The organism is Limnohabitans sp. (genome assembly GCF_044361645.1).
Classification (GTDB): domain Bacteria; phylum Pseudomonadota; class Gammaproteobacteria; order Burkholderiales; family Burkholderiaceae_C; genus Limnohabitans_A.
Map to the genome: position 1 here is coordinate 1 of NZ_JBIKIL010000052.1, position 24122 is coordinate 24122.

General features: G+C 63.1%; 22 protein-coding genes and 1 pseudogene. 14 read left to right on the top strand and 9 right to left on the bottom strand.

Annotation, left to right across the window (positions count from 1 at the left end; translation table 11 throughout):
* Positions 1-118: 118 nt before the first annotated feature.
* A complete protein-coding gene (locus tag ACIQ39_RS09745; protein WP_396434415.1) occupies positions 119-1354 on the bottom strand; it encodes a murein transglycosylase A in 1236 nt (411 codons plus the stop codon).
* Here ACIQ39_RS09745 and ACIQ39_RS09750 point away from each other — a divergent pair.
* Positions 1287-1475, top strand: coding sequence for a hypothetical protein (locus ACIQ39_RS09750; protein ID WP_396434416.1), 189 nt, complete (start codon positions 1287-1289; stop codon positions 1473-1475). The genes ACIQ39_RS09745 and ACIQ39_RS09750 overlap by 68 nt on opposite strands.
* 10 nt (positions 1476-1485) lie before the next feature.
* Here the strand turns inward: ACIQ39_RS09750 and ACIQ39_RS09755 are convergent, their stop codons facing one another.
* The 3 genes from ACIQ39_RS09755 to ACIQ39_RS09765 are packed head-to-tail and all read right to left on the bottom strand — an operon-like array spanning position 1486 to position 4774.
* Positions 1486-2046, bottom strand: a complete 561-nt coding sequence (locus tag ACIQ39_RS09755; protein WP_396434417.1) for a C40 family peptidase — start codon at positions 2044-2046, stop codon at positions 1486-1488.
* Positions 2043-2699 (bottom strand): response regulator transcription factor, encoded by a 657-nt coding sequence (locus tag ACIQ39_RS09760; protein ID WP_396434418.1) that lies wholly within the window; start codon positions 2697-2699, stop codon positions 2043-2045. The genes ACIQ39_RS09755 and ACIQ39_RS09760 overlap by 4 nt, the downstream gene beginning before the upstream one ends.
* Positions 2696-4774, bottom strand: a complete 2079-nt coding sequence (locus tag ACIQ39_RS09765) for a nitrogen regulation protein NR(II) (RefSeq protein WP_396434419.1) — start codon at positions 4772-4774, stop codon at positions 2696-2698. Before ACIQ39_RS09765 ends, ACIQ39_RS09760 begins: the two co-directional genes overlap by 4 nt.
* Positions 4775-5277: 503 nt before the next feature.
* Between ACIQ39_RS09765 and glnE the strand changes: the two genes are divergently transcribed.
* The 4 genes from glnE (at position 5278) to ACIQ39_RS09785 (ending at position 13034) form a co-directional block, all read left to right on the top strand.
* Complete coding sequence (gene glnE / locus ACIQ39_RS09770) at positions 5278-7992, top strand: bifunctional [glutamate--ammonia ligase]-adenylyl-L-tyrosine phosphorylase/[glutamate--ammonia-ligase] adenylyltransferase (RefSeq protein ID WP_396434433.1); 2715 nt, start codon at positions 5278-5280, stop codon at positions 7990-7992.
* A gap of 104 nt (positions 7993-8096) precedes the next feature.
* Positions 8097-9218 carry an efflux RND transporter periplasmic adaptor subunit gene (locus ACIQ39_RS09775; protein ID WP_396434420.1) on the top strand — a complete coding sequence of 374 codons (1122 nt, stop codon included), beginning with the start codon at positions 8097-8099 and terminating at the stop codon, positions 9216-9218.
* A 10-nt stretch (positions 9219-9228) separates the two neighbouring features.
* Positions 9229-12336, top strand: coding sequence for an efflux RND transporter permease subunit (locus tag ACIQ39_RS09780; RefSeq protein ID WP_396434421.1), 3108 nt, complete (start codon positions 9229-9231; stop codon positions 12334-12336).
* Positions 12333-13034 (top strand): SDR family oxidoreductase, encoded by a 702-nt coding sequence (locus tag ACIQ39_RS09785; RefSeq protein ID WP_396434422.1) that lies wholly within the window; start codon positions 12333-12335, stop codon positions 13032-13034. The genes ACIQ39_RS09780 and ACIQ39_RS09785 overlap by 4 nt, the downstream gene beginning before the upstream one ends.
* 37 nt (positions 13035-13071) lie before the next feature.
* On the opposite strand, the gene ACIQ39_RS09790 is transcribed toward ACIQ39_RS09785, so the two are convergent.
* The gene (locus ACIQ39_RS09790) at positions 13072-13929 is read right to left on the bottom strand and encodes a DUF6671 family protein (RefSeq protein WP_396434423.1); all 858 of its coding nucleotides are present in this window, start codon (positions 13927-13929) and stop codon (positions 13072-13074) included.
* Positions 13926-14933 (bottom strand): sodium-dependent bicarbonate transport family permease, encoded by a 1008-nt coding sequence (locus tag ACIQ39_RS09795; protein ID WP_396434424.1) that lies wholly within the window; start codon positions 14931-14933, stop codon positions 13926-13928. The genes ACIQ39_RS09790 and ACIQ39_RS09795 overlap by 4 nt, the downstream gene beginning before the upstream one ends.
* An 84-nt stretch (positions 14934-15017) precedes the next feature.
* On the opposite strand from ACIQ39_RS09795, the gene ACIQ39_RS09800 reads away from it, so the two are divergent.
* Complete coding sequence (locus ACIQ39_RS09800) at positions 15018-15914, top strand: LysR family transcriptional regulator (RefSeq protein WP_396434425.1); 897 nt, start codon at positions 15018-15020, stop codon at positions 15912-15914.
* 10 nt (positions 15915-15924) lie between these two features.
* Here ACIQ39_RS09800 and ACIQ39_RS09805 read toward each other — a convergent pair whose 3' ends face one another.
* From ACIQ39_RS09805 to ACIQ39_RS09815, 3 genes are read right to left on the bottom strand one after another with little or no spacing between them, the layout of a single operon-like run.
* Positions 15925-17463, bottom strand: coding sequence for a cryptochrome/photolyase family protein (locus ACIQ39_RS09805; RefSeq protein ID WP_396434426.1), 1539 nt, complete (start codon positions 17461-17463; stop codon positions 15925-15927).
* Positions 17460-17642: a hypothetical protein gene (locus ACIQ39_RS09810; RefSeq protein ID WP_396434427.1), complete on the bottom strand. Its 183-nt coding sequence runs from the start codon at positions 17640-17642 to the stop codon at positions 17460-17462. Before ACIQ39_RS09810 ends, ACIQ39_RS09805 begins: the two co-directional genes overlap by 4 nt.
* Before the next feature lie 12 nt (positions 17643-17654).
* Positions 17655-17834: a DUF2256 domain-containing protein gene (locus ACIQ39_RS09815; protein WP_396434434.1), complete on the bottom strand. Its 180-nt coding sequence runs from the start codon at positions 17832-17834 to the stop codon at positions 17655-17657.
* A 144-nt stretch (positions 17835-17978) separates the two neighbouring features.
* Between ACIQ39_RS09815 and ACIQ39_RS09820 the strand changes: the two genes are divergently transcribed.
* From ACIQ39_RS09820 to ACIQ39_RS09855, 8 genes and pseudogenes are all read left to right on the top strand, one after another.
* Positions 17979-18524, top strand: coding sequence for a glutathione peroxidase (locus ACIQ39_RS09820; RefSeq protein WP_396434428.1), 546 nt, complete (start codon positions 17979-17981; stop codon positions 18522-18524).
* A gap of 20 nt (positions 18525-18544) precedes the next feature.
* Positions 18545-19864, top strand: coding sequence for an NAD(P)/FAD-dependent oxidoreductase (locus ACIQ39_RS09825; RefSeq protein WP_396434429.1), 1320 nt, complete (start codon positions 18545-18547; stop codon positions 19862-19864).
* Positions 19861-19995 (top strand): annotated as a pseudogene (locus ACIQ39_RS09830) (DUF1365 family protein); the annotation flags it as partial. The gene ACIQ39_RS09825 and the pseudogene ACIQ39_RS09830, both read left to right, overlap by 4 nt.
* Before the next feature lie 4 nt (positions 19996-19999).
* Positions 20000-20476 carry a hypothetical protein gene (locus ACIQ39_RS09835; RefSeq protein WP_396434436.1) on the top strand — a complete coding sequence of 159 codons (477 nt, stop codon included), beginning with the start codon at positions 20000-20002 and terminating at the stop codon, positions 20474-20476.
* Positions 20473-21189 carry a DUF1365 domain-containing protein gene (locus ACIQ39_RS09840; RefSeq protein WP_396434435.1) on the top strand — a complete coding sequence of 239 codons (717 nt, stop codon included), beginning with the start codon at positions 20473-20475 and terminating at the stop codon, positions 21187-21189. The genes ACIQ39_RS09835 and ACIQ39_RS09840 overlap by 4 nt, the downstream gene beginning before the upstream one ends.
* 29 nt (positions 21190-21218) lie before the next feature.
* Complete coding sequence (locus tag ACIQ39_RS09845) at positions 21219-22466, top strand: class I SAM-dependent methyltransferase (protein WP_396434430.1); 1248 nt, start codon at positions 21219-21221, stop codon at positions 22464-22466.
* Between the two features lie 5 nt (positions 22467-22471).
* Complete coding sequence (locus ACIQ39_RS09850; protein ID WP_396434431.1) at positions 22472-23122, top strand: chalcone isomerase family protein; 651 nt, start codon at positions 22472-22474, stop codon at positions 23120-23122.
* Positions 23119-24122, top strand: a 1004-nt coding sequence (locus ACIQ39_RS09855) for an MFS transporter (RefSeq protein WP_396434432.1), incomplete at its 3' end; no start/stop codon positions are given. The genes ACIQ39_RS09850 and ACIQ39_RS09855, both read left to right, overlap by 4 nt.

Consider the following 24122-nt stretch of genomic DNA (forward strand, 5'->3'; position numbering starts at 1 on the left):
TGGCTTCACCCATTTGGTGACCTCTGTAAATCCGTTGAAACTGGCTACCAGTCTAGCTTGCGGCCGGTTTATGCAACGTCAACTGCCGGAAATAGGATGCATTGGCTTGGGCAGCAACTCAGCGTGGCCACAGGGCCCACAGTTGCAAGGGCTGCTTGAGGCGCCCCGCCAATTCGCCAGCGGCCAGGCCGGAGCCTGCGTAATAGTCGGCCCGCACCGCGCCCACGATGGCGGTGCCGGTGTCTTGGGCCAACACCAAGCGGTCAAAAGACGTTTGCGGCCCGGTCGACTTCATCCACACCGGGGTGCCGTAGGGGATGCTGCGGCGGTCCACCGCGATCGAGCGCTCGGCCGTGAGCGGCACACCTTGCGCGCCTTTGGGGCCGGGTGGGGTGGTGCCCACGGGCAAGGCCTCTTCGCGGAAGAACACCACGCGCGGGTTTTGCCACAGTAGTTCATTGACCCGCGATGGGTTGCGGTCGATCCAGGCTTTGATGCCGGGCCAGCTCGCGTCGGTGATGAGTTTGCGGTCCAGCAGCCAGCGGCCAATGCTTTTGTAGGGTTGGCCATTGGTGGTGGCATAGGCCATGCGCACCCAACGTTGGCGACCATCGGGCTCGGTCACGTTGACCAGACCTGAGCCTTGGATGTGCAGCACCATCGCGTCCACCGGATCGGCCAAGTACAGCAGCTCTTTGCCCCGTAACGCAGCACGGGCGGCGGGCAAGGTGGCCATTTCTTGTCGGCTGAACCAGGGCTTGCGCTGGTTCAGTTGCGCCGGGGGCGCGTACAAAGGCACTTGAAAAGCCCCTTGAGCGTGGCGCGAGCCCGTCAAGGTGGGCTCGTAATAACCCGTCAGCAAGCCCTGTGTCGTGGTGTCAAGTGGCTCCACCCGGTAGGCCTGCAGTTTGCTGCGCATCCATCGGCGTTGTGTTTCAGCGTTGGCATGGGCCAGTTGCGCGATTTCGGGGCACAGGGCGGCCCAGTCGGGCCCGGGCCGCGTGCAGCTTTGCAGCCAGGCCGGCCAGGCCTCGTTGACCGCATCGGTGTCCATGCCCGGCAGCTCTGACCAGCGCACCGGCACCCAGCGGCTTTGTGCCTGCACAATGACTGGCGGCAAAGCGTGGGCATCGCTGGGCACGCGGTCGGCGGGCACCGATGCACTGGGTGTCGACGGGCTTTGCATCACAGGGGCAAGGGCACAAGCGCTGAGCATGCCTACAATCGCGGCCATCCAAAAGAAGCCGACCCGCTGCGGGCATCGGATCAAGAAACGGGGTTTTTGCATGGGTCTGATTTTGTTGGAAGCTTTGTTGGCCTTGGTGATTCTCGTCGGCATTGTCTGGTGGACCATGTTTTCCGGTCGCCACAAAGGTGAATTGCCGCAAGCCCCAGGCGCCGCATCGGACCCCAGCAAAACCGCTGTCACCAAGCCGCCCACCCAAGACGCGGCCCCTGAAGACAAAATCGGTTGACGCTTGCGCCTCAGTCCAGCAAGCGGTGCGCACCCTCAAAGCGTTGCGCGTAGTAGCGGTTGCTCAACACATCGATGCGCACCCCGGTGCGTGGGTTGCTGGCGTGAACAAAGCGGCCATCGCCCACATACACCCCCACATGGGAATGGCGTCTGCCCAAAGTGTTGAAAAACACCAAATCACCGGGCAACAGCAAATGGCGCGCGATGGGGCGTGATTGCCGCCCCAACTCGGCCGACGTGCCTTTGAGCTGGATGCCGCCGCCTTCGCGAAAAACATGGGCTACGAGCCCCGAGCAATCAAAGCCGGTGGCTGGGCCGCGCCCGCCCCAGGCATAAGGGGCGTCCAGCAAAGACAAGGCCACCAAGGCCACGTCGTTGCGAAGGCTGTTGTAAGGCACCTCGGCGCCTTGGCTGGGTTGGCTGGGTTGGCTGGGACTGGCGGGGGGTGAGGCGCAGCCTGCCAGCCACAACGCCAGGCACAGCGTCGCTCCGCCCCCAAGCCAGTGGCGCTGGTGTGCTTGGGGGCGGGCTGGGGTCAATGGGGGGGCTTGCAGCCGTGGCTGGTTCATGCGTGCGCCCGCATCAGTTTGACCAATTCGACGGCCGATTTGACGTCCATCTTGTCGAACACCCGGGCGCGGTGCACCTCGACGGTGCGCACACTGATGTCCAATTGGTCCGCGATCAGTTTGTTGGGCAGGCCTTGCACCACCAGCTGCATCACGTCGTGCTCGCGCTCGGTCAGCTCAAGCAGACGAGACTGCAGGCGCAACTGGTTTTGCCGTTGGTTTAAGCGTTCTTGTGACAAGGCCAGCGCCTGTTCCACGCGGTCAACCAAGGCGTTGTCTGAAAAGGGCTTTTCACAAAAGTCAAAGGCCCCGCGCTTGACGCTGTCAACCGCGGTGGGCACATCGGCATGGCCTGTCAAAAAAATCACTGGCCAAGCTTGCGCCAAACCGTTGTTCAGCAACTGCTCAAACAAAGCCAGCCCGCTCATGCCTGGCATGCGCACATCGAGCAAGATGCAGGCGGCTTGGCGAGGGCGAGACAGGCTGGCGCTGGGCGCGCCATCCATCTCCTTTTGCAGCATCAGCAAGAACGACTCGGCGCTGTCAAAAGAAGCGCTGAGCAAACGCCTGGTGCGCAGCAACCAAGCCATGCCTTCGCGCACGCTGGCGTCGTCATCGACGATGAAAACAATGGGCGCTTCGGTGAAACTCATGCGGCGATCTTATCTAAAACCGAGGCGCTCAAGGTGAAGCGAAAAACGGTCCCTTTGGGCGTCAGCGCTTCATAGGCCAAGTGGCTGCCATGCTGTTCGAGCACAGTGCGGCAAAGGCTCAAGCCCAAACCCATGCCTTCGGCCTTGGTGGTGAAGAAAGGCGTGAACAGCTGTGCGGCCACGTCCTGTGCAATGCCGCAGCCCACATCGGTGACCGAAAACTCCACCGCATCGGCTGCGCCCTGGGCGATGCTGCGCCGCGCCTGAAGCACCAGAACCCGTTCGCTGCTGCCTGGCTGGTCCATGGCTTGCATGCCGTTGCGCGCCAAGTTGAGCAACACCTGCTCGACCATGGTGCGGTCGCACATCACGGTGGGCAATTTGGGCTCTATGCGGGTGTGCACCTTGACTTGCAGCTTGCGTGCTTGCAGGTTGACCAAAGGGGCAATGGCGTCGAGCAAAGCCTGGGGCGTGACAGCTTCGCGCGCTTGGTTGCGGCGGCGCACAAAGTCATGCACGCTGTTGATCACGCGGCCGGCACGGCCCGCCTGCTCGGCAATGCGGCGCAGCGCCATTTGCACATCGTCCAGCGTTTGCGCAGGCGTCACCGCGTCCTTGAGCAAATTGAGTGAGCCAATGGCATAGCTGGCGATGGCGGCCAGGGGTTGGTTCAGTTCGTGGCTGAGCAAAGACGCCATTTCGCCCACCGTGGCCAGGCGGGCGGTGGCTTGCAGCCGCTCTTGGCTGGCCCGCGAAAGCTCCTCGGTGCGGCGTTGTTCGCTGATGTCGATCACAGCGCCCATCCAGCCGGTTTGTTGCCCATGCACACTGATCAGGGGGGCCTCGATGATCAGCACCGGAAAGTGTGTGCCGTCTTGGCGCATGAAGACCGACTCAAACCCCTCGCGCGGGGGCCCATTGCCCGCCAAACGGACCGCTTGGCGTTGTTGGTATTCGTCCACCATCTCGGGCGGCCAATACGGCATGGGCGCGTTTTGACCGGTCAGCTGCTCGGCATGAAGGCCCACCATTTGGCAAAAAGCCGGGTTCACATACGTGATGCGCCCCTCCAAATCGCGTGCGCGCAGACCGGTGACCAGCGAATCTTCCATGGCCTTGCGAAAAGCCAGCGCTTCGGCCAAATCGTTCTCGGCTTTCAGCCGACGCCGCGCGTCTTTGGCCAGCAAAAACATCACCACCACCAGCGCCATGGACATGGCGCTGACCAGTGCGGTCAACACATTGGGAAAAAGAGCGGGCTCGCTGCGCCGACCATCCATGCGCAAGACCAAGGTCTTGCCCGGCAAGTCCAACAGTTGCTGCGCGGTGAATACCCGAAGGCCTCTGCGCTGGCTGCCGGCGATGGCCAAACGCGTGCCATCGGCTTCGGTGAACGACAACTCATTGCGCCGACCAAAGCTGTTGCCCAGACGCACCTGCAGCAGCTCCTGCAAACTGTAGGTGACCAGCGTGAAACCCACCAGCACGCCAGCTTGGGTCGTGGGCAAGCACATCTCCATGACCTCAAAACCCAAGCCATCGGCTTGCGGCAAAAAGTAAGAGCCCGAATAAGCCACCCCGTTGCTGCGTTGGGCTCTGGCACAAGCTTGCAGCGCTTCGTTGAGATTTTGCGGCCGAGAGGCACGTTCAAACACCGGGCTGCGCAGGGGTGAGTCGACAAAATGGGTCAAGTTCAGGGCCTTATCGCGCCACTCAATGCGCAACAAATCCCGGTTTTCGCGCAACAGATTTTGGGCCTGAACAGACCAAAAACCTTCATTCGGAAGGCCCGCTTGCAGGCCCTGCAAGGCCTGCACATGCTGCGTCAATTGGGTGCGCAAATCGCTCACCGCATCGGCGCTGTCGCGCTCCAGCTCGGCTTGCAGTTGGCCCGCTTCGTAGCGGCCCGCCAGCCAGACCAAGGTGAGCAGCATGGCCAGCACCAATGCAATCAGGGCAAGCCACAAAGCGCGGCGACCTTGCCCCCCCGGCAAGCCGTCTTTCAAAGTGCGCCAGGCATGGGTGGCACGCGTCTTCAAGCTCAGGGGCAGGCGCTGCAGCGCATGGGGGTTCATGCGCGCATTGTCCTAGAACTGTCGGTTCGCGCTGCCAAAGCAAGGCAGCCCCGCTTGCTTTGTGCAAGCGGCGCAGCCCGTGGCCAAGGCCCACAGCGCGCCCACAGCGCGCCCGCTGGGCATGGGCCAAAGAGCGGCAAAAGAGCGACAAAAGAATGCAGGAGCCCTTGTAAATGGCCGGACAGCGCTTGATGGGCAAGGGCAAGATTTGGCGATTCGCGGCACAATTGCACCCGATTGCCAAAGGTCGAGAAGAGCACCGGGCCCAGCAGCGCAGGCCCCCACGTCCAAGCGAAGCGCGCGCCCCCGTGTGGGGCTGTCAAGCTGTTGTGGTGGGCGACCTTGTGGGTCAAGACGACACCAACGAATGAATCAGAAAGTCATCTGCCATCATGACCCGCAGCCAGTTACCGGACGACCGCGTCCTGCCCGCCGTCGCCCAGCCGTCAACGCTGGACGCCGTGCTTGGCCACCAGGATGGCGCATTGCCCACAACGCCGGCCATGCCCGTGACGCTGAGCGCACCTTCCGGCTTGCACCTGTATTCCCGCTTCGTGCAGCGCCTGCACCGCCGCTACGCACAGATGCTGCCCGGCTTGCCGCCCGGCCCACCCACCCGCGACAAGCTCAACTTGGCCTATTTGGGCTTGCGCGCCACAGGGCTTGATGTGGGCGCTGCTTTGCGGGTTTTGCGCCAACTTGCGCTGGAACGCTTGGCCGAACTCGACTGCACTGGCCATGCCAGTTTGGCGGCGGTCACCCATGGCATGACCTGGCTGGCCGAAGTCACGCTGGACATCGCCTGGCAACAAGTCGTGCTGGACTTGGACGATTTGCATGGCGCGCCCACCACGGCCGGCGGCCTACGCGCCGAGATGTGGATCATCGGCATGGGCAAGCTCGGTGCCCGCGAGTTGAACGTGTCAAGCGACATCGACCTGATCTATGTCTACGACGAAGACGGCGAGACCCTGGGCAACAGCGAAGGCCGCAACAAGGTGTCGTGCCAAGAGTACTTCACCCGCGCCGTCAAACGCATGTACGCCCTGATCGGCGAGACCACCGAACACGGTTTTGTGTTCCGTGTTGACTTGGCGCTGCGCCCCAATGGCAACTCGGGCCCCAGCGTGGTCTCCCTGGGTGCGCTCGAAGAGTATTTGTTGGTGCAAGGCCGCGAGTGGGAGCGCTTTGCCTGGATGAAAAGCCGCGTGGTCGCGCCCCGCAGTGCCTTGCTCAACGGTTCGCCGCAGGCTTTGCGCAGCGTGGTCTTGCCCTTTGTGTTTCGCCGCTACCTCGACTACAACGTGTTCGAGTCGCTGCGCACGCTGCACCAGCAAATCCGTGACCACGCGTCCAAACGCAGCGCCGGTCACCCCGAACGCGCCAACGACGTGAAGCTCTCGCGCGGCGGCATCCGCGAGATCGAGTTCACCGTGCAGCTGTTGCAGGTGGTGCGCGGTGGCCAGTTCCCAGAACTGCGCACCCGCCCTACTTTGGACGCTTTGCAACGCGTGGCCAAAGCCGGCCTCATGCCGCAGGCCACGGCTGACGCCTTGAGCGCGGCCTACGTGTTTTTGCGCCAGGTGGAGCACCGCATCCAGTACCTGGACGACCAGCAAACCCATGTGCTGCCCACCCGCGACGACGACTTGGCCTGGATCGCGCACACCCTGAATTACCCCCACACCGGGGCCTTTTTGGCCGACTTGGACGCGCACCGCGAAGTGGTGGCGCAAGAGTTCGACACCCTGCTCGGCGGCGACCGGGATTGCCAAACCTGCAACGGCAAAGGGGGTAAAAATGTCCGCGAACATGCCGAGCTGGATGCGGTGTTGACCGAGTTCAGCGGCCCCGTGCGCACGCGCTTGGCGCTGTGGGCCGACAACCCCCGCGTGCAAGCTTTGCGCGACGATGCGCGTGGCCGCCTGATGCGCCTGCTGCAGCGCACCGCGCAGTGGCTGGACGCCGGGCGCGTGAGTCAAGAGGCGGTGCTGCGCATGGCCGACTGGATTGAGCCCTTGCTGCGCCGCGAGAGTTATTTGGCCCTGATGCTCGAGCGCCCCTCGGTGCACGAGCGTTTGCTGCGCCTGTTGGGCGCGGCCAAGTGGCCCGCCCGTTACCTGTTGCAGCACCCCGGCGTGATCGACGAGTTGGCCGGTGGCAACCTGTTCCAAAGCCGCTTCGATGCGGCCGAGTTCGAGGCCGAATTGCAAGCGCGCTGGGTGGCGCTGCAGCGCACCGGCGAAGACGACGAGGAAAGCCTGCTCAATTTGCTGCGCCGGGCCCACCACGCCGAGCAATTTCGCACTTTGGCGCGCGATGTGGAGGGGGTGCTCAGTGTGGAGCAAGTGGCCGACGACCTGAGCGCGTTGGCCGATGCCGTGCTGCGCGTCACCGCCCGCTGGTGCTGGGACCGGCTCAAGACCCGTCACCGCGAAACGCCCGCGATTGCCATCATGGGCTACGGCAAACTGGGCGGCAAAGAGCTGGGCTACGGCAGCGACTTGGACATTGTGTTTGTGTACGACGACGAGGACGAGCGTGCGCAGGAGATTTACGCCAGCTACGTGCGCAAGTTGATCAACTGGATGACGGTGAAAACCGCCGAGGGCGATTTGTACGAAATCGACACCGCGCTCAGGCCCAACGGCAACGCTGGCCTGCTCGTGACCCGCTTTGAGGCCTTTGCCGACTACCAGCAGCAACGCGGCAGCAACACCGCCTGGACCTGGGAACACCAGGCCATGACGCGCGCCCGTTTTGTCATGGGCCTGCCCAGTTTGCAGACGCGTTTTGACCGGGTGCGCCACGCCGTCATTGGTGCGGCCAGAGATGGGGCCAGTCTGAAGGCAGAAATTGTGGCCATGCGCGAGCGTGTGCGGCAAGCCCACCTTGTCAAAGCCGAGCGCTTTGACGTGAAGCACAGCCCCGGTGCCATGGTGGACGCCGAGTTCGCGGTGCAGTACCTGGTGCTGCTGCACACCGTCGCCCACCCCGAATTGGCCGACAACGTGGGCAACATCGCTTTGCTGCAACGCGCCGAAAAGGCGGGACTGCTGCCGCCCGGCGTGGGCGAGGCCGCCGCCAACGCCTACCGCGAGATGCGCCGGGTGCAGCACCGCGCCCGTTTGAACGAAGAGCCGACCGATGTGCCCGTGGCCGACTTGGCCGCTGAGCGGGATGCGGTCTTGACGCTGTGGCGCAGCGTGATGGGCTGAGCGCGGGTGCAGGCCTGATAGAGCGTCCGCGGGCTTGAGCCCTGCCAGGCTGGGCTTAAATGCGCACCTTAAACTAGTCCCAATCCATTTTCTGAGCAAACCCCATGAACAAGTCTTTCCTCACCCTTGGCCTGCTGTGTGGGCTGGTTTTGCCACCGCTGCTTGGGGCGCAAAGCCCCGCACCCGCAAGCCTCGCCCCCAAGCCCAGCTTGACCGTGACGGTGGTCTCGCCGCAAAGCGGCAGCCTGGAGCAAAAAATCAACGCCAATGGCAATTTGGCGGCGTGGCAAGAGGCCATCATCGGGGCCGAGGCCCAGGGCCTGAAGATCACCGAAGTGCGGGTGAATGTGGGCGACCGGGTGCGGCGCGGTGACGTGCTGGCGGTGATGCAAGCCGACGGCTTGCGCGCCGAGATGGCGCAGGCCGAAGCCGCTTTGGCCGAGGCCACCGCCAGTGGCCAAGAGGCCAAGGCCCAAGCCGAGCGGGCGCGCAGCCTGCAGCAGCAAGGCTTTTTCAGCAACGCGCAACTGAGCCAAGCCCTGGCCACCGAAGCCTCCGCCTTGGCGCGTGTGCAGTCGGCCCGCGCCATGGTGCAATTGCAAAACGTGCGCCTGGCGCAAGCCCAGGTGCGCGCGCCCGATGCAGGCATCATCTCGGCGCGTCAGGCCACGGTGGGCAGTGTGGTGGGCGCGGGCAGCGAGTTGTTTCGCTTGATTCGCCAAGGCCGCATCGAGTGGCGTGCCGAAGTCACAGCCGCCGAAATTGGCCGCATCCAGGTGGGCGCGCCGGTGAACGTGTTGGCGGCCAGCGGTCAGGTTTTGCAAGGCAAGGTGCGCATGGTGGCGCCCTCGGTGGACGCGCAAACCCGCAATGCCTTGGTGTACGTTGACCTGCCAGCTGCCACAGGCAGCGCCCGCGCGGGCATGTTCGCGCAAGGCGAGATCGGCTTGGGCCAAAGCCCCGCGCTCACCGTGCCGCAAACGGCGGTGGTGGTGCGCGATGGCTTCAGTTATGTGTACAGCGTGGGGGCAGACCAAAAAGTCAGCCAACTCAAAGTGCAAACCGGGCGTCAAAGTGGTGAGCGCGTGGAGGTTTTGAGTGGCCTGAAAGCCGATGCCCGGGTGGTCGCCAGTGGGGGCGCATTCTTGAACCATGGCGACACGGTGCGCGTGGTGGACGCGCCCGCAGCCCCCCCTGCTGCTGCACCCGCATCCGCCACCCAATAAAAGGGACGCCATGCTCAACGTGTCGTCGTGGTCCATCCGCAACCCCATTCCTGCCGTCATGCTGTTTGTGCTGCTGACGGTGGCAGGCTTCATCGCCTTCGGGTCGATGAAGGTGCAGAACTTTCCCGATCTGGATGTGCCCACCATCTCTGTGACTGCGAGCCTGCCCGGTGTGGCGCCCACGCAGCTCGAAACCGATGTGGCCCGCAAGCTCGAAAACGCGCTGGCTCCGCTGCAGGGCTTGAAACACATCACCACCAAGGTGCAAGACGGTGTGGTGTCGATCACCGCCGAGTTCCGCATGGAAAAGCCCAGCCAGGAGGCCGTGGACGATGTGCGCTCGGCCATCCAGGGTGTGCGCGCCGACTTGCCGGGTGACCTGCGCGACCCGGTGGTGCAAAAGCTCAACTTGGCGGGCACCCCCGTGTTGGCCTACACCGTGCGCTCGGCGCGCATGGACGACGAAGCCTTGTCCTGGCTGGTGGACAAAGAGATCACCCGCAAGCTCTTGTCGCTGCGCGGTGTGGGTGCCGTGAACCGCGTGGGCGGCGTGACGCGTGAGGTGCGTGTGGCCCTGGATGTGAACCGCTTGCAAGCGCTGGGCATCACGGCGGCCGAGGTCTCGCGCCAGCTCAAACAAGTGCAGCAAGAGGGCTCGGGCGGGCGCATGGACTTGGGTGCGGGCGAACAGCCTGTGCGCACCCTGGCCACCGTGAAAACGGCGCAAGAAGTGGGACAGATCGAGTTGGCCACCACGCGGGGTGCCAGTGTTCGGCTGGACCAAGTGGCCACGGTGAGCGACACCCTGGCCGACGCGCGCTCGGCGGCCACCTTGAACGGTGCGCCCGTGGTGGGCTTTGAGGTGGTGCGCAGCAAAGGCGAGAGCGAGGTGGCGGTGGGCCGTTTGGTGCGCCAAGCCTTGGCCGACTACCGCCTGCAAAACCCGGACATCGAGATCACCGAAGCCTTTGACTTTGTCACCCCGGTGGAGGAGGAGTACAACGGCTCTTTGGTGCTGCTGTACGAGGGCGCGATTTTGGCGGTGCTGGTGGTGTGGCTGTTTTTACGCGACTGGCGCGCCACTTTTGTCTCGGCGGTGGCGCTGCCGCTGTCGGTCATTCCGGCCTTCATTGGCATGGCTTACTTGGGCTTTTCCATCAACGTGGTGACCTTGCTGGCGCTGTCTTTGGTGATTGGTGTGCTGGTGGACGACGCGATTGTCGAGGTGGAAAACATCGTGCGCCATTTGCGCATGGGCAAGTCGCCTTACCAAGCGGCCATGGAAGCGGCCGACGAGATTGGCCTGGCGGTGATCGCCACCACCTTCACCTTGATCGCGGTGTTTTTGCCCACCGCTTTCATGAGCGGCATCCCGGGCAAGTTTTTCAAGCAGTTTGGCTGGACCGCGTCGCTCGCGGTGTTTGCCTCCTTGGTGGTGGCCCGCGTGCTCACGCCCATGATGGCGGCCTACATCTTGAAGCCCATCGTCACCGCCGCCAAAGAGCCGGGCTGGCTTAAGCGCTACATGGTCTGGGCCACTTGGTGCATGCGCCACCGCCTGCTCACCATGGTGCTGGCCACCTTGTTTTTCATCGGCTCCATCATGCTGGTGCCTTTGCTGCCCAAGGGCTTTATTCCGCCGGACGACAACTCGCAAACCCAGGTGTATGTGGAGTTGCCCCCCGGTTCGACTTTGGCGCAAACCCAGGCCAGCGCCGAGCACGCCCGCACGCTGCTCATGACGGTGCCCGAGGTGACCAGCGTCTACACCACCATCGGCGGGGGCAGCGCGGGCTCTGACCCATTTGCCGGCAGTGGCGCGGCCGAGGTGCGCAAAGCCACCCTCACCATCCAGCTGACCGAGCGCGGCACGCGGCCGCGCAAGCAAGCCATTGAAAACGACATCCGCACCGCCTTGCAGCAACTGCCCGGTGTGCGCAGCAAGGTGGGCTTGGGCGGCTCGGGCGAGAAATACGTGCTGGTGCTCACCGGCGAAGACCCGCAAGCCCTGCAAACCGCCGCCATGGCCGTGGAGCGCGACCTGCGCACCATTGCCGGCCTGGGCTCGATCGCGTCCACCGCCAGCTTGGTGCGCCCCGAGATCGCGGTGCGCCCCGACTTTGCCAAAGCCGCCGATTTGGGCGTGACCAGTGCCGCCATCAGCGACACCCTGCGTGTGGCCACCTTGGGCGATTACGACGCGGCCCTGCCCAAACTCAACCTGTCAGAGCGGCAAGTGCCCATCGTCGTCAAGCTGGGCGACGCGTCGCGGCAAGACCTGGATGCGCTGTCTCGCCTGATGGTGCCGGGCAGCCGCGGCCCGGTCATGCTGGGCCAAGTGGCCAGCATTGAGGTGGCGGGCGGCCCGGCGGTGATCGACCGCTACGACCGCCAGCGCAACATCAACTTCGAGATCGAGCTGTCGGGCATGCCGCTGGGCGACGTGACGCAAGCGGTGCAACAACTGCCCGCGCTGCAAAGCCTGCCGCCGGGCGTGAAGATCGTTGAGGTGGGCGACGCCGAAGTCATGGGCGAGCTGTTTGCCAGTTTTGGCCTGGCCATGATGATCGGTGTGCTGTGCATTTACATCGTGTTGGTGCTCTTGTTCAAAGGCTTTTTGCACCCGATCACGATTTTGGCGGCGCTGCCACTGTCGCTGGGCGGCGCATTTGTGGGCCTGTTGATCGCAGACAAGAGTTTCTCCATGCCCTCGCTGATTGGCCTGATCATGCTCATGGGCATCGCCACCAAAAACTCCATCTTGCTGGTGGAGTACGCGATTGAAGCGCGGCGCGGCAAACCTGCCGAGGGCGATCGCCCTGCTGTGCCCGGCATGAACCGCTGGGACGCGCTGCAAGACGCTTGCCACAAGCGCGCCCGGCCGATTGTCATGACCACGATTGCCATGGGCGCAGGCATGCTGCCCATTGCCGTGGGCTGGGGCGCAGCCGACGCGAGCTTTCGCTCACCCATGGCGATTGCCGTGATCGGCGGCCTGCTCACCAGCACCGTGCTCAGCTTGTTGGTGATCCCGGTGGTGTTCACTTACCTCGATGATTTGGGGCAGTGGTCGGGCCGCATGTTCAGAAAACTGACACAAACCAGGAGCAAAGCATGAGCAACAAAGTGGCGATGGTGGTGGGTGGTGGCAGCGGCATGGGCGCGGCTGCGGCCCGCAAGCTGGCGCAAGATGGCTTTCAGGTGGCGGTCATGTCCTCGTCCGGCAAGGGCGAGGCGCTGGGCCGCGAGTTGGGCGGCTTGGGGCTGACCGGCTCCAACCAATCGAGCCAAGACCTGCAAGAGCTGGTCGATCAAACCATGGCGCGCTGGGGCCGCATCGATGTGCTGGTCAACAGTGCGGGCCATGGCCCCAAAGGCCCGGTGCTGGAGTTGACCGATGCGCAGTGGCATTTGGGGCTCGACATGTATTTCTTGAACGTGGTGCGCGCGGTGCGTCTGGTGGCACCCATCATGGTTCAGCAAAAATCAGGGTCCATCGTCAACATCTCCACCGCTTGGGTGGCCGAGCCCAGTGCGATGTTCCCGACCTCGGCGGTGGCGCGCGCCGGTCTGGCGGCATTCACCAAGCTGTTTGCCGACGAGTACGCGCTGCACCAGGTGCGCATGAACAATGTGCTGCCTGGCTGGATAGACAGCCTGCCCGCCCAGGAACAGCGCCGCCAAAGCGTGCCCATGCAGCGCTACGGCACCAGCGAAGAAGTGGCCGCGACCATCGCCTTTTTGGCCTCAGAGGGCGCGGCCTACATCACCGGCCAGAGCTTGCGCATCGATGGCGGGTTGATGCGTTCACTTTGATGCGCGTGGTCACCCCCTTGGTCTGCCGGATTGAGGTTCAAGGGTTGCAAAAATCACAACGGGCCGGATCAGCCCAAGCTTGGGCATTCACAGCACGTTGCTCTTGGTGGCTGCATTTTTTGCAGCCCCATATTTCTGCCTGAGGTAATCGGGTCAAACTGCCACAGGCACGGCAAGGCAAACCCGGAATCTGCTGGCTGAGCCAGTAGCCCGGCGAGTCACACCTAGGGCAGGCCGAAAGCAACTTTTGAATGAGCTCTTCGGTCGCTTTGAGGATCAATTTTTGGCGTGTCGGATTGCAAAAAGCCCGCAGATCGTTTTCAGCAAACACCACGCCATTGCCAGACTTGGCTTGGGCCAGGTGAAAGGCCTTGAGCAGCAACGTGTGATCATGGATTCCTTTGACCATGTCGGGGTGCTCGGGGTGTTCGGGTCGCAGCACCAGGCGGTGTTCAGGGAATCCGGCCTCTTTGGCAAAGGATTCGAGCTCTTGCGGGGTTTTGACCATACTGTGCAGGCTTTGAGCGAGGCCGTGGGCAAAGCCGTTCACTTCAATCCCTGACAAGCGATCGACCCACAACACGACCTCGGTGTTCCAGGGCATGAAGGCCCCAAAGGGGTCGGGTCCAAACGAGCCTTCGCTGGCCATGCCCACAGATGTGTCGGTCAGTGCCATGCCAATGCTGGCCTTTTTTCTGGCCGCATCCAGCTGGGAGCCGGCGCGGGTCAGCTCACGCGTGAAGGTGCCCAACTGGTCGGTGTCATAGCCATCGGTGTGCACCAGCTGGCAGCCCAGTGCGGCCTCCAGTGGTCCGCGCACCAGCTCTTGCTTGCCATGTTGCGTCAGGATGGCAACTTGGCGACCTTGATAAAAAAGGGGTGGTGCTTTGCTCATGTCAGCACCGCTTGCGCCACCGCCAAATACACCGGAATGCCCAGCACGATGTTCAAGGGGAAAGTCAAGCCCAGACTCAGGCCGAAATACAGCGCAGGCTTGGCTTCGGGCAAGGCGGTGCGCAGCACGGCAGGCACGGCAATGTAAGAGGCGCTGGCGGCCAACACCATGAGCAAGGCCCCATCGCCTGCGCTCAGTTTCAAGACGACGGCCAGCCCCAAGGCCAGTGCCGCATGCACGATGGGGCCGAGCACGGCATAGGCGATCAGCACAGGCGACTGGCCTTTGACCTGCGGCAGGTTGCGCGCGGCCATCAAGCCCATGTCGAGCAAAAAGAATGCGAGCATGCCCTTGAAAAGGTCCACCGAGAAGGGGGCCATCGCCGCTTGGCCCGCTTCGCCGGTGATCAGGCCGATCACCATGGCGCCCAGCAGCAGCAACTGCGCGCCATCGGTGAAGGACTCGTGCAGGATCTTGCCCACCGACGCACCGGCAGGCGCGGCAGGCCCGCCCAATGCAGCTGCGCCACCCGCTTGTGCCAGCACGCCCGAGGCCTGTTTTTGTCGCAATGAATTGGCCAACACCACCGCCAAAATGATGGCGGGCGACTCCATCAAAGCCATGGCCGCTGCCATGTGGCCGCCATAAGGCACGCCTTGGTTTTCCAGGGTTTGCACGGCGGTGACAAAGGTCACCGCGCTGACCGAGCCATACGTGGCGGCCACTGCGGCCGCGTCAAAGCCAGACACAAAGCGCCGCAGCACGGCGTAACCCATGAGTGGGATGACGATGGCCAGCAACACGGCTGCGGCCAGGCTGATGCCCACACTGGCCGTCAGGCCCGATTGCGACAGCGCAAAGCCGCCTTTGAGGCCCAAAGCCATCAGCAGGTAAAGCGACAAAAAACGGGAGATGGCAGGCGGGATTTCGAGGTTGGATTTGACGCTGCCTGCCAGCACGCCAAAGATGAAAAAGAGAATGGCTGGGTCGATCAGATTGTGCATGCATGGATTCCTTGCGCCGATCATAGGAACGGACAACGCACTTGTAAAATCGATTCTTGTGCCCTCAACTATAGATAAAAGTCTATGAACGTCAGCTTCCGACAATTGCGCCTTTTTCTCGCCCTGGCCGAAACCGGCAGCGTCAGCGCAGCGGCCAAAGTGATGCACGTCACCCAGCCCACGGCCTCGATGCAACTCAAAGACATGGCTGTGGCCGTGGGCTTGCCGCTGTACGAGCTGGTAGGCAAAAAGCTTTACCTGACCGAGGTGGGCCAAGAGTTGGCGCAGACCGCCCGCGCCGTGGCGCAGAGCTGGGATGCGTTTGAACAAAACGTGGACGCGGCCAAAGGCTTGTCGCGCGGCAAGCTGCGCGTGGCGGTGGTCAGCACTGCCAAGTACTTCATGCCGCACCTGATCGGCAGCTTTTGCAAGCGCCACCCGGCCATCGATGTGTCACTGGAAATCTTGAACCGCGATGGCGTGGTGCAACGCCTGCAGGGCAACCTCGATGACCTGTACATCATGTCCATGCCGCCCAAAGACATGGACTTGGGCGACGAGGCTTTCATGCCCAACCCGATTGTGGTGATCGCACCCACCACCGACCCCTTGGCCAAACGCAGTGCCGTGCCTTTGCAGGAGTTGGCTGCGCGGCGCTTTATTTTTCGCGAAAAAGGCTCGGGCACGCGCATGGCGGGGGACCAGTTTTTCCGCCAGTCGAAGTTCCGCCCCGATGTGCGCTTGGAGCTGGGCAGCAACGAGGCCATCAAGGAATCGGTGGCGGGCGGCTTGGGTGTGGGCGTGGTCTCGCGCCACGCTTTGCACGGGCACCAAAAGGAAAACGGTGTCAGCGTGATCGACGTGCAGGGCTTTCCCCTGCCCTCGGCTTGGCACATCGTCTACCCAGCCGGTAAAAAGCTGTCACCGCTGGCGCTGGCCTTCAAGCAGCATGTGCTCCAGCAAATCAGTCGGCGCAAATGATGCTGAATTTTTAGACTTCGTCCAAGCCCACCCGCACAGCCTCGGCTTGCGCCCCGATCTGCGCCTTGTCGTCTGCGCTCATCTTGCCCACGTGCTTGACCATCAGCGCGGTGCGCGGGTTGCCTGCAAAGTCTTGTTCGTGCCGGATCAAAAAGTCCCAGTACAGCGTGGTCATGGGGCAGGCGTTGGGGCCTGTGCGCACTTCGGGCTGGTAGCGGCAGCCTTTGCAGTAGTTGCTCATGCGGCTGATGTACTGGCCGCTGGCCACATAGGGTTTGCTGGTGAAGCGCCCGCCGTTGGCGTGCAAGGCCATGCCTAAGGTGTTGGGGGTTTCCACCCATTCCACCGCGTCGACGTACATGGCGCGGTACCAGGCGCTGACTTGCTGAGGTGACAAGCCCGCCAGCACCGCAAACTGACCGGTGACCATGAGGCGCTGGATGTGGTGCGCGTAGCCGTGCGCCAGGCTTTGGCCAATGGTCGCTTGCATGCAGGCCATCTGGGTCTTGCCGGTCCAGTACCACTGGGGCAGATCGCGCGTGTGGCCGTAGTGGTTGGCCTCGGCCATCTGCGGCATGTCCAGCCAGTACACGCCTCGGATGAACTCGCGCCAGCCCAGCACTTGGCGGATGAAGCCCTCCACACTGGCCAGCGGCAGGCCGCGTGCGTGGTAGGCCTGCTCGGCGGCCACGATCACCTCGCGCGGCTTGAGCAAGTGCAGGTTCAGGCTGCTGCCCACCAGCGCGTGCCAGCCAAAGGGCAGCGTGGTCCACATCGCGTCTTGCCAAGCGCCAAAGTTTTCCAGGCGCTGGTCGATGAAGTGCTGCAGCGCTACCAAGGCGTCTTCGCGGGTGACGGGCCAGGCAAAGTTGGCCAGCGTGCCGGGATGCCGGGCAAAGCGGGTTTGCACCATGGCGATCACGTCTTGTGTGATGGGGTCGGGGGCAAAACGCGCAGGCGGGGGCACGGGGCCCGGGCCTTTGGCGCCAAAGCCTTTGCGGTTCTCAGCGTCAAAGTTCCATTGCCCGCCAATGGGCTCTTTGCCTTCCATCAAAATGCCGTGGCGTTTGCGCATCTCGCGGTAAAAGAATTCCATGCGCAGCTCTTTTTTATCGCCTGCCCACTTGGCAAATTCAGCCCGGCTGCACAAAAAGTGGGTGTCGTTCACCCAGCGCAGCAGCACCTGAGCTTGCTCAGCAGCGTCTTCGATCAGCCGTTCCATGCGCCAAGCCCCGGCCTCCATCACCACCAAGGCCTTGGGCTTGAGCGCTTGCAAGGCGTGGGCCAAGCGACCGGCGAAGTCCGAGGGCAGCTCGGCGTCGTCCACCCTCATATAAGTACAAGGCCACAGGCGGCGGTGCGCCTCATTGGCAAAGTGCCGCATGCCCGACAAAAAGATCGCGATGCGGGCTTGGTGGTTCCAGACCTCGTCCGCTTCGCTGTCGGCCTCTATCATCAAGAGCCGGTCTTGGGCCGGGTCAAAGTCGGCCAGTGCGGGGTTGTCCCAGCCGAGCTGGTCGCCCAGCACCAAAATCAGGTGGCGTGTCATGTGCTGTCTTTCGTGCCGGTGTCGGCGGGGTGCAGGCGGGATGCTGGCGCGGTGGGTTGCGCTTGCGGCTGGGGTGAAGGTGCTTGCAGGCTTGGCGTGAGGCTGGGGGTGATGGAGCGGGTGTGGGCGAGGGCGAGGGTGTGGGTGTGGGTGTGGGGTGCAGAATCGGTGAAAATCAAGCCAAGCGCACTTTAGGCAGCGGTTTTGACTTTGTTTTTGTCACCTCGGCAGCGTTCGCTGCAGTACAGCACCTGGTCCCAGTTTTTGGCCCAGCTTTTGCGCCAACTCATGGCCCGGCCACAGACAGTGCAGGGCTTTTCTGGCAAATGTTGTTTGTTTCCTTTGAAACCCGAGGTTTTGGGCATGGCCATCTCCAATGAAAAGGGGCGGGCGTGACAATCCAGCCTTTCGAGTTTAAACTGAGCGGTCACAAAATGGATTTTCAAGTGCAATCAAACCACTCTCGGGTCAGTTCTTGGGTCGGCATCTGCACAGCGACGCTGATGGCCGCTGTCATGGGACTCGGACTGGAAATGGCCCATGCCGCGCAAGCAGTGGCCACGCCCAACCAGGCCCAGTGCCCAGCCCTGCTGAACCACACCTTTGAGCGCCTTCAAGACGAAAAGCCGCAGTCCCTGTGCCAGTACGCGGGCAAAGTGGTCTTGGTGGTGAACACCGCCAGCTTTTGCGGTTTCACCTCGCAGTACAAAGGTCTGGAGACGCTCAACACCCAATACAAAGACAAGGGTTTGGTGGTGCTGGGTTTCCCCTCTAATGACTTTTCGCAAGAAAAAGGCAGCAACAAGGACATCGCGGCTTTTTGCGAGAGCACCTTCGGCGTGAAGTTCCCGATGTTCACCAAAACCCAGGTCACGGGCGAGGGCGCAGCCCCCTTGTTCAAACAGCTCACCGCACAAACCGGGCAAAAACCGCGTTGGAATTTCCATAAATACCTGATCGGCCGCGATGGCAAAGTGATTGACCAGTACCACAGCATGGTCGGGCCCGACAGCAAAACCCTGGTCGCCGCCATCGACAAAGCCCTGAAAGCCCAGCCGTGAGTTTCATGATGAAGCCCCGCATGAAGCTGGCCATTGTGGGTTCGGGCATATCCGGCTTGGCCGTGGCGCACAGCTTGAAAGACCAGGCCGACATCACGGTGTTTGAGGCGGGCGACTACTTTGGCGGCCACACCCACACGGTGGACGTGAGCTTGCCCACCCCGCAGGGCCTGGTCACGCACGGCGTGGACACCGGCTTTTTGGTTTTCAACGAGCGCACCTACCCGAACCTGATCAAGCTGTTTGCCGAATTGAACGTCGAGACCGTGCCGTCCGACATGTCGTTTTCGGTCAAGGTGCCGGGCGCGCTGAACGGCAAAGCGCTGGAGTGGAGCGGCACCGATTTGAACAGCGTGTTCGCGCAGCGCGGCAACCTGGTCAACCCGCGCTTTTGGCGCATGCTGGCCGATGTGATGCGCTTCAACGCCTTGTGCACCCGCATCGCCCAAGAGCAACGTGAACAAGCGTTGCAGCAGCCACTTGCAGACTTTTTGCGCACGCACAAGTTCAGCGAGCCCTTTCGCGATTGGTATTTTTTGCCCATGTTGGGCTGCATCTGGAGTTGCCCCACCGACCAGATGCTGCAATTCCCCGTGGCCACCATGATCCGGTTTTGCCACAACCACGGCCTGACCCAGGTGACCAAGCGCCCGCAGTGGTTCAGTGTGTTGGGCGGTGCCCGCCACTATGTCGAGAAAATATTGGCCGACGTGCCCGACAAGCGCTTGAACACCCCCGTGCGCTTGATCGAGCGTGACGCGCAGGGCGTTCGCATCGTCACCGACGGCCATGCCGAGCGCTTTGACCAAGTCGTCATTGCCACCCACACAAACCAAGCACTGGCCATGTTGCGCACGCCCAGTGCGCTGGAAAGCAGCCTGCTGAGCGCGATCCGCTACCAAGACAACCGCGCTGTGCTGCACACCGATGCCCGCGTGCTGCCCGCCCACCCCAAAACCTGGGCCGCGTGGAACTACGAACGCGCCGCCAGCACTGAGCGCGAATCGTCTCGCGTGTGCCTGCACTATTTGCTCAACCGTTTGCAGCGCATCCCCTTTGCCCAGCCCGTGGTGGTTTCCCTCAACCCGCTGACGGCCATCGACCCGGCCAGCATCGTTGGTGAATACGACTACGCGCACCCGGTGTTTGACCTGGCCGCCATCGAGGCGCAAAAACGCCTGCCTTCGCTGCAAGGCGCGCAGCGCACTTGGTACGCCGGGGCGTGGACGGGCTACGGCTTCCACGAAGACGGTCTGAAGTCGGGCCTGCAGGTGGGCCAAGCCCTGCTCAAGCTGATCCACGAACAGGTCAGCCCTGTCCTGGAGCCCTTGGCCGCATGAGCGCCACCTCTGCCAGCGTGGCACTCATCGGCTGGGGCCAGGTGCGGCACACCCGCCACCGCCCGGCGCACCACGCCTTTGCCTACCCTACGGCGTTTTTGATGCTGCCCATGCGCAGTTTGCGGGCATCGGCAGATGGATCGCCACGCTTCGCTCGCGATGACGGGGCGGCGGGGTCTGCACGCTTCGCTCGCGATGACGGTGTGGCTGGGCCTGCCCACTTCGCTCGCGCTGACGGGGCGGCTGGGTCTGCACGCTTCGCTCGCGATGACGGGGCGGCGGGGCCTGCACGCTTCGCTCGCGATGACGGGGCGGCGGGGCCTGCCCACTTCGCTCGCGATGACGGGGTGGCTGGGTCTGCACGCCTCGCTCGCGATGACGGTTCGGTGGGGCCTGCACGCTTCGCTTGCGATGACGGGGCGGCTGGGTCTGCCCACTTCGCTCGCGCTGACGGGGCGGCGGGGTCTGCCCACTTCGCTCGCGATGACGGGGCGGCGGGGTCTGCCCACTTCGCTCGCGATGACGGGGTGGCTGGGTCTGCCCACTTTGCTCGCGCTGACGGGGCGGCTGGGTCTGCACGCTTCATGGGTGATGCCGGTGCCGAGGGCATGACGCACGCTCACAAAAGCGTCACTGCGAGCGCAGCGCGGCAGTCCATACGGGGTGAGCCAGACAGCCCCGCCTTGGCGCTGGCCATCAACCGCCGGGCCTGGTTCGCCTTTCATGACGTCGACCATGGCGATGGCCGCCCGGCCAAGCAAGGCGGCGCGCTGGCTTGGCTGGATGCCTTGCTGGACAAAGAAGGCATCCACGACGCCACCGGCGAGGTCTGGCTGCAGGCCTTTCCGCGCGTGCTGGGCCACACCTTCAAACCCGTGAGCTTTTGGTACGCGCACCGAGCCGATGGCGGCCTGGCCGCCATCGTGGCTGAGGTGAACAACACTTTCGGCGAGCGCCATTGCTACCTGCTGCCCGCGCCGCACTACGGTCAAACCCTGTTGGCCAACAAGGTGTTCCACGTTTCACCGTTTTGCGATGTGCAAGGCCAGTACCGTTTTCGCTTCATGCGCACGCCGCACAATGGACAAGACCGCATTGTGGCGCGTGTCGACCACGGCGACGCCGACGGCCCCTTGATCGACACCAGCTGGAGCGGTGTGCTAGAGCCCGCGACCGCTGGCGCTTTGCGCCGAGTCATGTGGCGCTTTCCACTGTTGACTTTGGCCGTGGTGGCGCGCATCCATGGGCATGCCTTGCTGCTGTGGCTGAAAAAAGTCCCGTTTTGGCGCAAGCCCGAACCCCCGCGTACATTTGTGACCCGATGAACACTGGACCCTAACGGATGCCGCCCACGATGAAGACCGCCGACCACGCCCAAGCCCTGGGTGAGCGCGCCGCTGCCACCCAAATTCCGCAGACCGCCTTGCCCAAAGCGGCAAGCCGTTTGCTGCGCCTGCTCACCCGCTTGAAAATTGGCACGCTCACGGTGCACGCACCAGACGGCAACCACCAGGTGTTTGGCACGCATGCGGCCCCGTTTGCGGCGCTGCACATCCACCGCTGGGAGATGTGCGCCGAGGTGCTCAAGTCGGGTGACATTGGTTTTGCCGAGGGCTACATGGCGGGCGATTGGGACTCGCCTGATCTGGCCGCCTTGTTGCGCCTGACGATCGCCAACCGCGAGCACATCGAGAGCGCGATCTATGGCCACTGGCTGGGGCGCCTGGCCTACCGCATCAAGCACCTGCTCAAGCGCAACAACCGCAGCAACAGCCGCAAAAACATCCATGCCCACTACGACTTGGGCAATGCGTTTTATGCGCTGTGGCTGGACGGCACGATGAACTATTCGTCGGCTTGGTTTGATGGCGACCACAGCCAAGACATGGCCCAGGCGCAAAAAGCCAAAGTGCACCGCGCCTTGCGCATGGTGAACGCCCAGCCGGGCGATCGGGTGTTGGAGATTGGCTGCGGCTGGGGCGCTTTGGCCGAAGCGGCCACCACCGAATTTGGCGCGCATATCACGGGCGTGACCTTGTCCACCGAGCAGCTGGCCTTTGCCCAGGCCCGCATGCAAACGCATGGGGTGCAGCAGCGCGCCGATTTGCGCTTGCAAGACTACCGCGACATCCACGATGGACCGTTTGATGCCGTGTGCTCGATCGAGATGATCGAGGCGGTGGGCCAAGCCTACTGGCCGACCTATTTTCAGGCCATCAGCCGCATGCTCAAGCCCGGTGGCCGCGCCTGCATTCAAAGCATCACCATCGATGACCGCTATTTCGAGCGCTACTTGCAGTCCACCGACTTCATCCAGCAGTACATTTTTCCGGGCGGCTGTTTGCCCAGCCCCGGCGAGTTTCGCAAACAGGCGCAAGCCGCTGGTTTGCAAGTGGTGGACGAGCTGAATTTTGGCCCCGATTACGCCGAGACCTTGCGCCGCTGGCGAGAGCGTTTCATGGCGCAACTGGACACGGTGCGGACGCTGAAATTTGACGAACGCTTCACCCGTTTGTGGTCGTTCTACCTGGCCTATTGCGAAGCCGCGTTCGATGAAGCCAGCATCGACGTGTTCCAGTTCACACTGGCCAAACCAGGCTGATGCCCATGCACACAACACCCACACGCCCAAACCCATTTCAGCTAGCCGATGGGCGCGCCCAACCGAGCGCCATGCCGCGCGCCAACATGTGGCTGCGCGCAGGCCTGTGTGCGGTTTTTTGGGGCGTGTTTTGCGGCACGACCCAGGCACAAAGCAGCAGTGTGGCCAGCCCCAATGCCGCTTACAGCCGTCCTGAGGTGCTGGCCTTGCCGGGCGTGATGCCGACAGCGCCTGTGCGTTTGCGGGTTTGGGGCTTTGAGGTGTATGACGCGCGGCTGTGGACGCCGCGTGGTTTTCGGCACACCCAGTCGGCGCAATTTCCTTTTGCGCTGGAGTTGCAGTATTTGCGCAAGCTCGAAGGCGCAGCGATTGCCAGTCGGTCCATCGACGAGATGCGCCGCGTGGGCAGTTTCAGCGATGCCCAAGCGCAAACCTGGCTGGCGGCCATGCGCGAGCTCTTTCCCGATGTGAACACGGGCGAGCGCATCACGGGCGTGAACCTGCCCGGCGAGGGGGCCGAATTTTGGGTCAACGGCCAGCGTGTGGGCTTGGTCAAAGACGAGGCTTTTGCGCGCCTGTTCTTTGGCATTTGGCTGGATGAACGCAGCTCGCAGCCCAAGATGCGTGCGCAGTTGCTCAAAGGCTTGCAGCCGTGAGCGATTTGGCCCCAATGCCGCACAGCGCGGCGCCCCGCAAGAGCGCTGCCGCTTACGGCTTGTTGGGGCTGCCGCTGGCCTTTGTGGCCCTGCCCGTGTATGTGCATTTGCCCAACATGTATGCCCAGCAGTACGGCGTGAGCCTGGCCGCATTGGGTGTGGTGCTTTTGCTCAGCCGGGGCATTGACGCGGTGGTCGATCCTTGGTTTGGCCGCTGGGGAGACCGCTTGTACCGCCAATCATGGCAGTCGGTGTGGGTTGCCGCTGTGCTGATGGCCATGGTGGTGGCCTTGGGTTTTGGGGCGCTGTTTTTTCCACCGGCCGAGTCGTTGTCGCCCATGGGTTTGCTGTGGTGGGTGGGCGGCGCTTTGACGATCAGCCACATTGCATACGGCGGCTTGGGCATCTTGCACCAGGCTTGGGCGGCGCGCCAGGGCGGCGGCGGCATGGCGCAAAGCCGTTGGGTCGCGTGGCGAGAGGGCTTTGCTTTGGTGGGCGTGCTGCTGGCGTCTGCCTTGCCCGCCATTTGGGGTTGGGAGCTGACCACCGCTTTGTTGGTGCTGATGTTGGCGCTGGGCTTGTTCACCTGGCAGCGCACCGCCACCAGCGATGTGGCCGTGGCTTTGCAGGCGCCGCTTGGCCATGAGGCCAGCAGCCTTTGGCAGCCCTGGAAGCACCCCGGCTTTCGCCGCCTGTTGCTGGTTTTCATGCTCAACGGCATGGCCAGTGCGGTGCCCGCCACCTTGGTGCTGTTTTTTGTGCAAGACCGCTTGCAAGCGCCCAAGGCCATGGAGCCTTTGTTTTTGGGTTTGTATTTTGCCGCCGGGGCCTTGTCGTTTCCGCTTTGGCTCAAAGTGATCGACCGCATTGGCTTGCTGCGCACGTGGGCCACGGGCATGGCTTTGTCGGTGTTGGCTTTTGTCAGCGTGATCATGCTGGGCGCTGGCGACACCACCGGTTTTTTGGTGGTCTGCGCCTTGTCGGGCATGGCGCTGGGCGC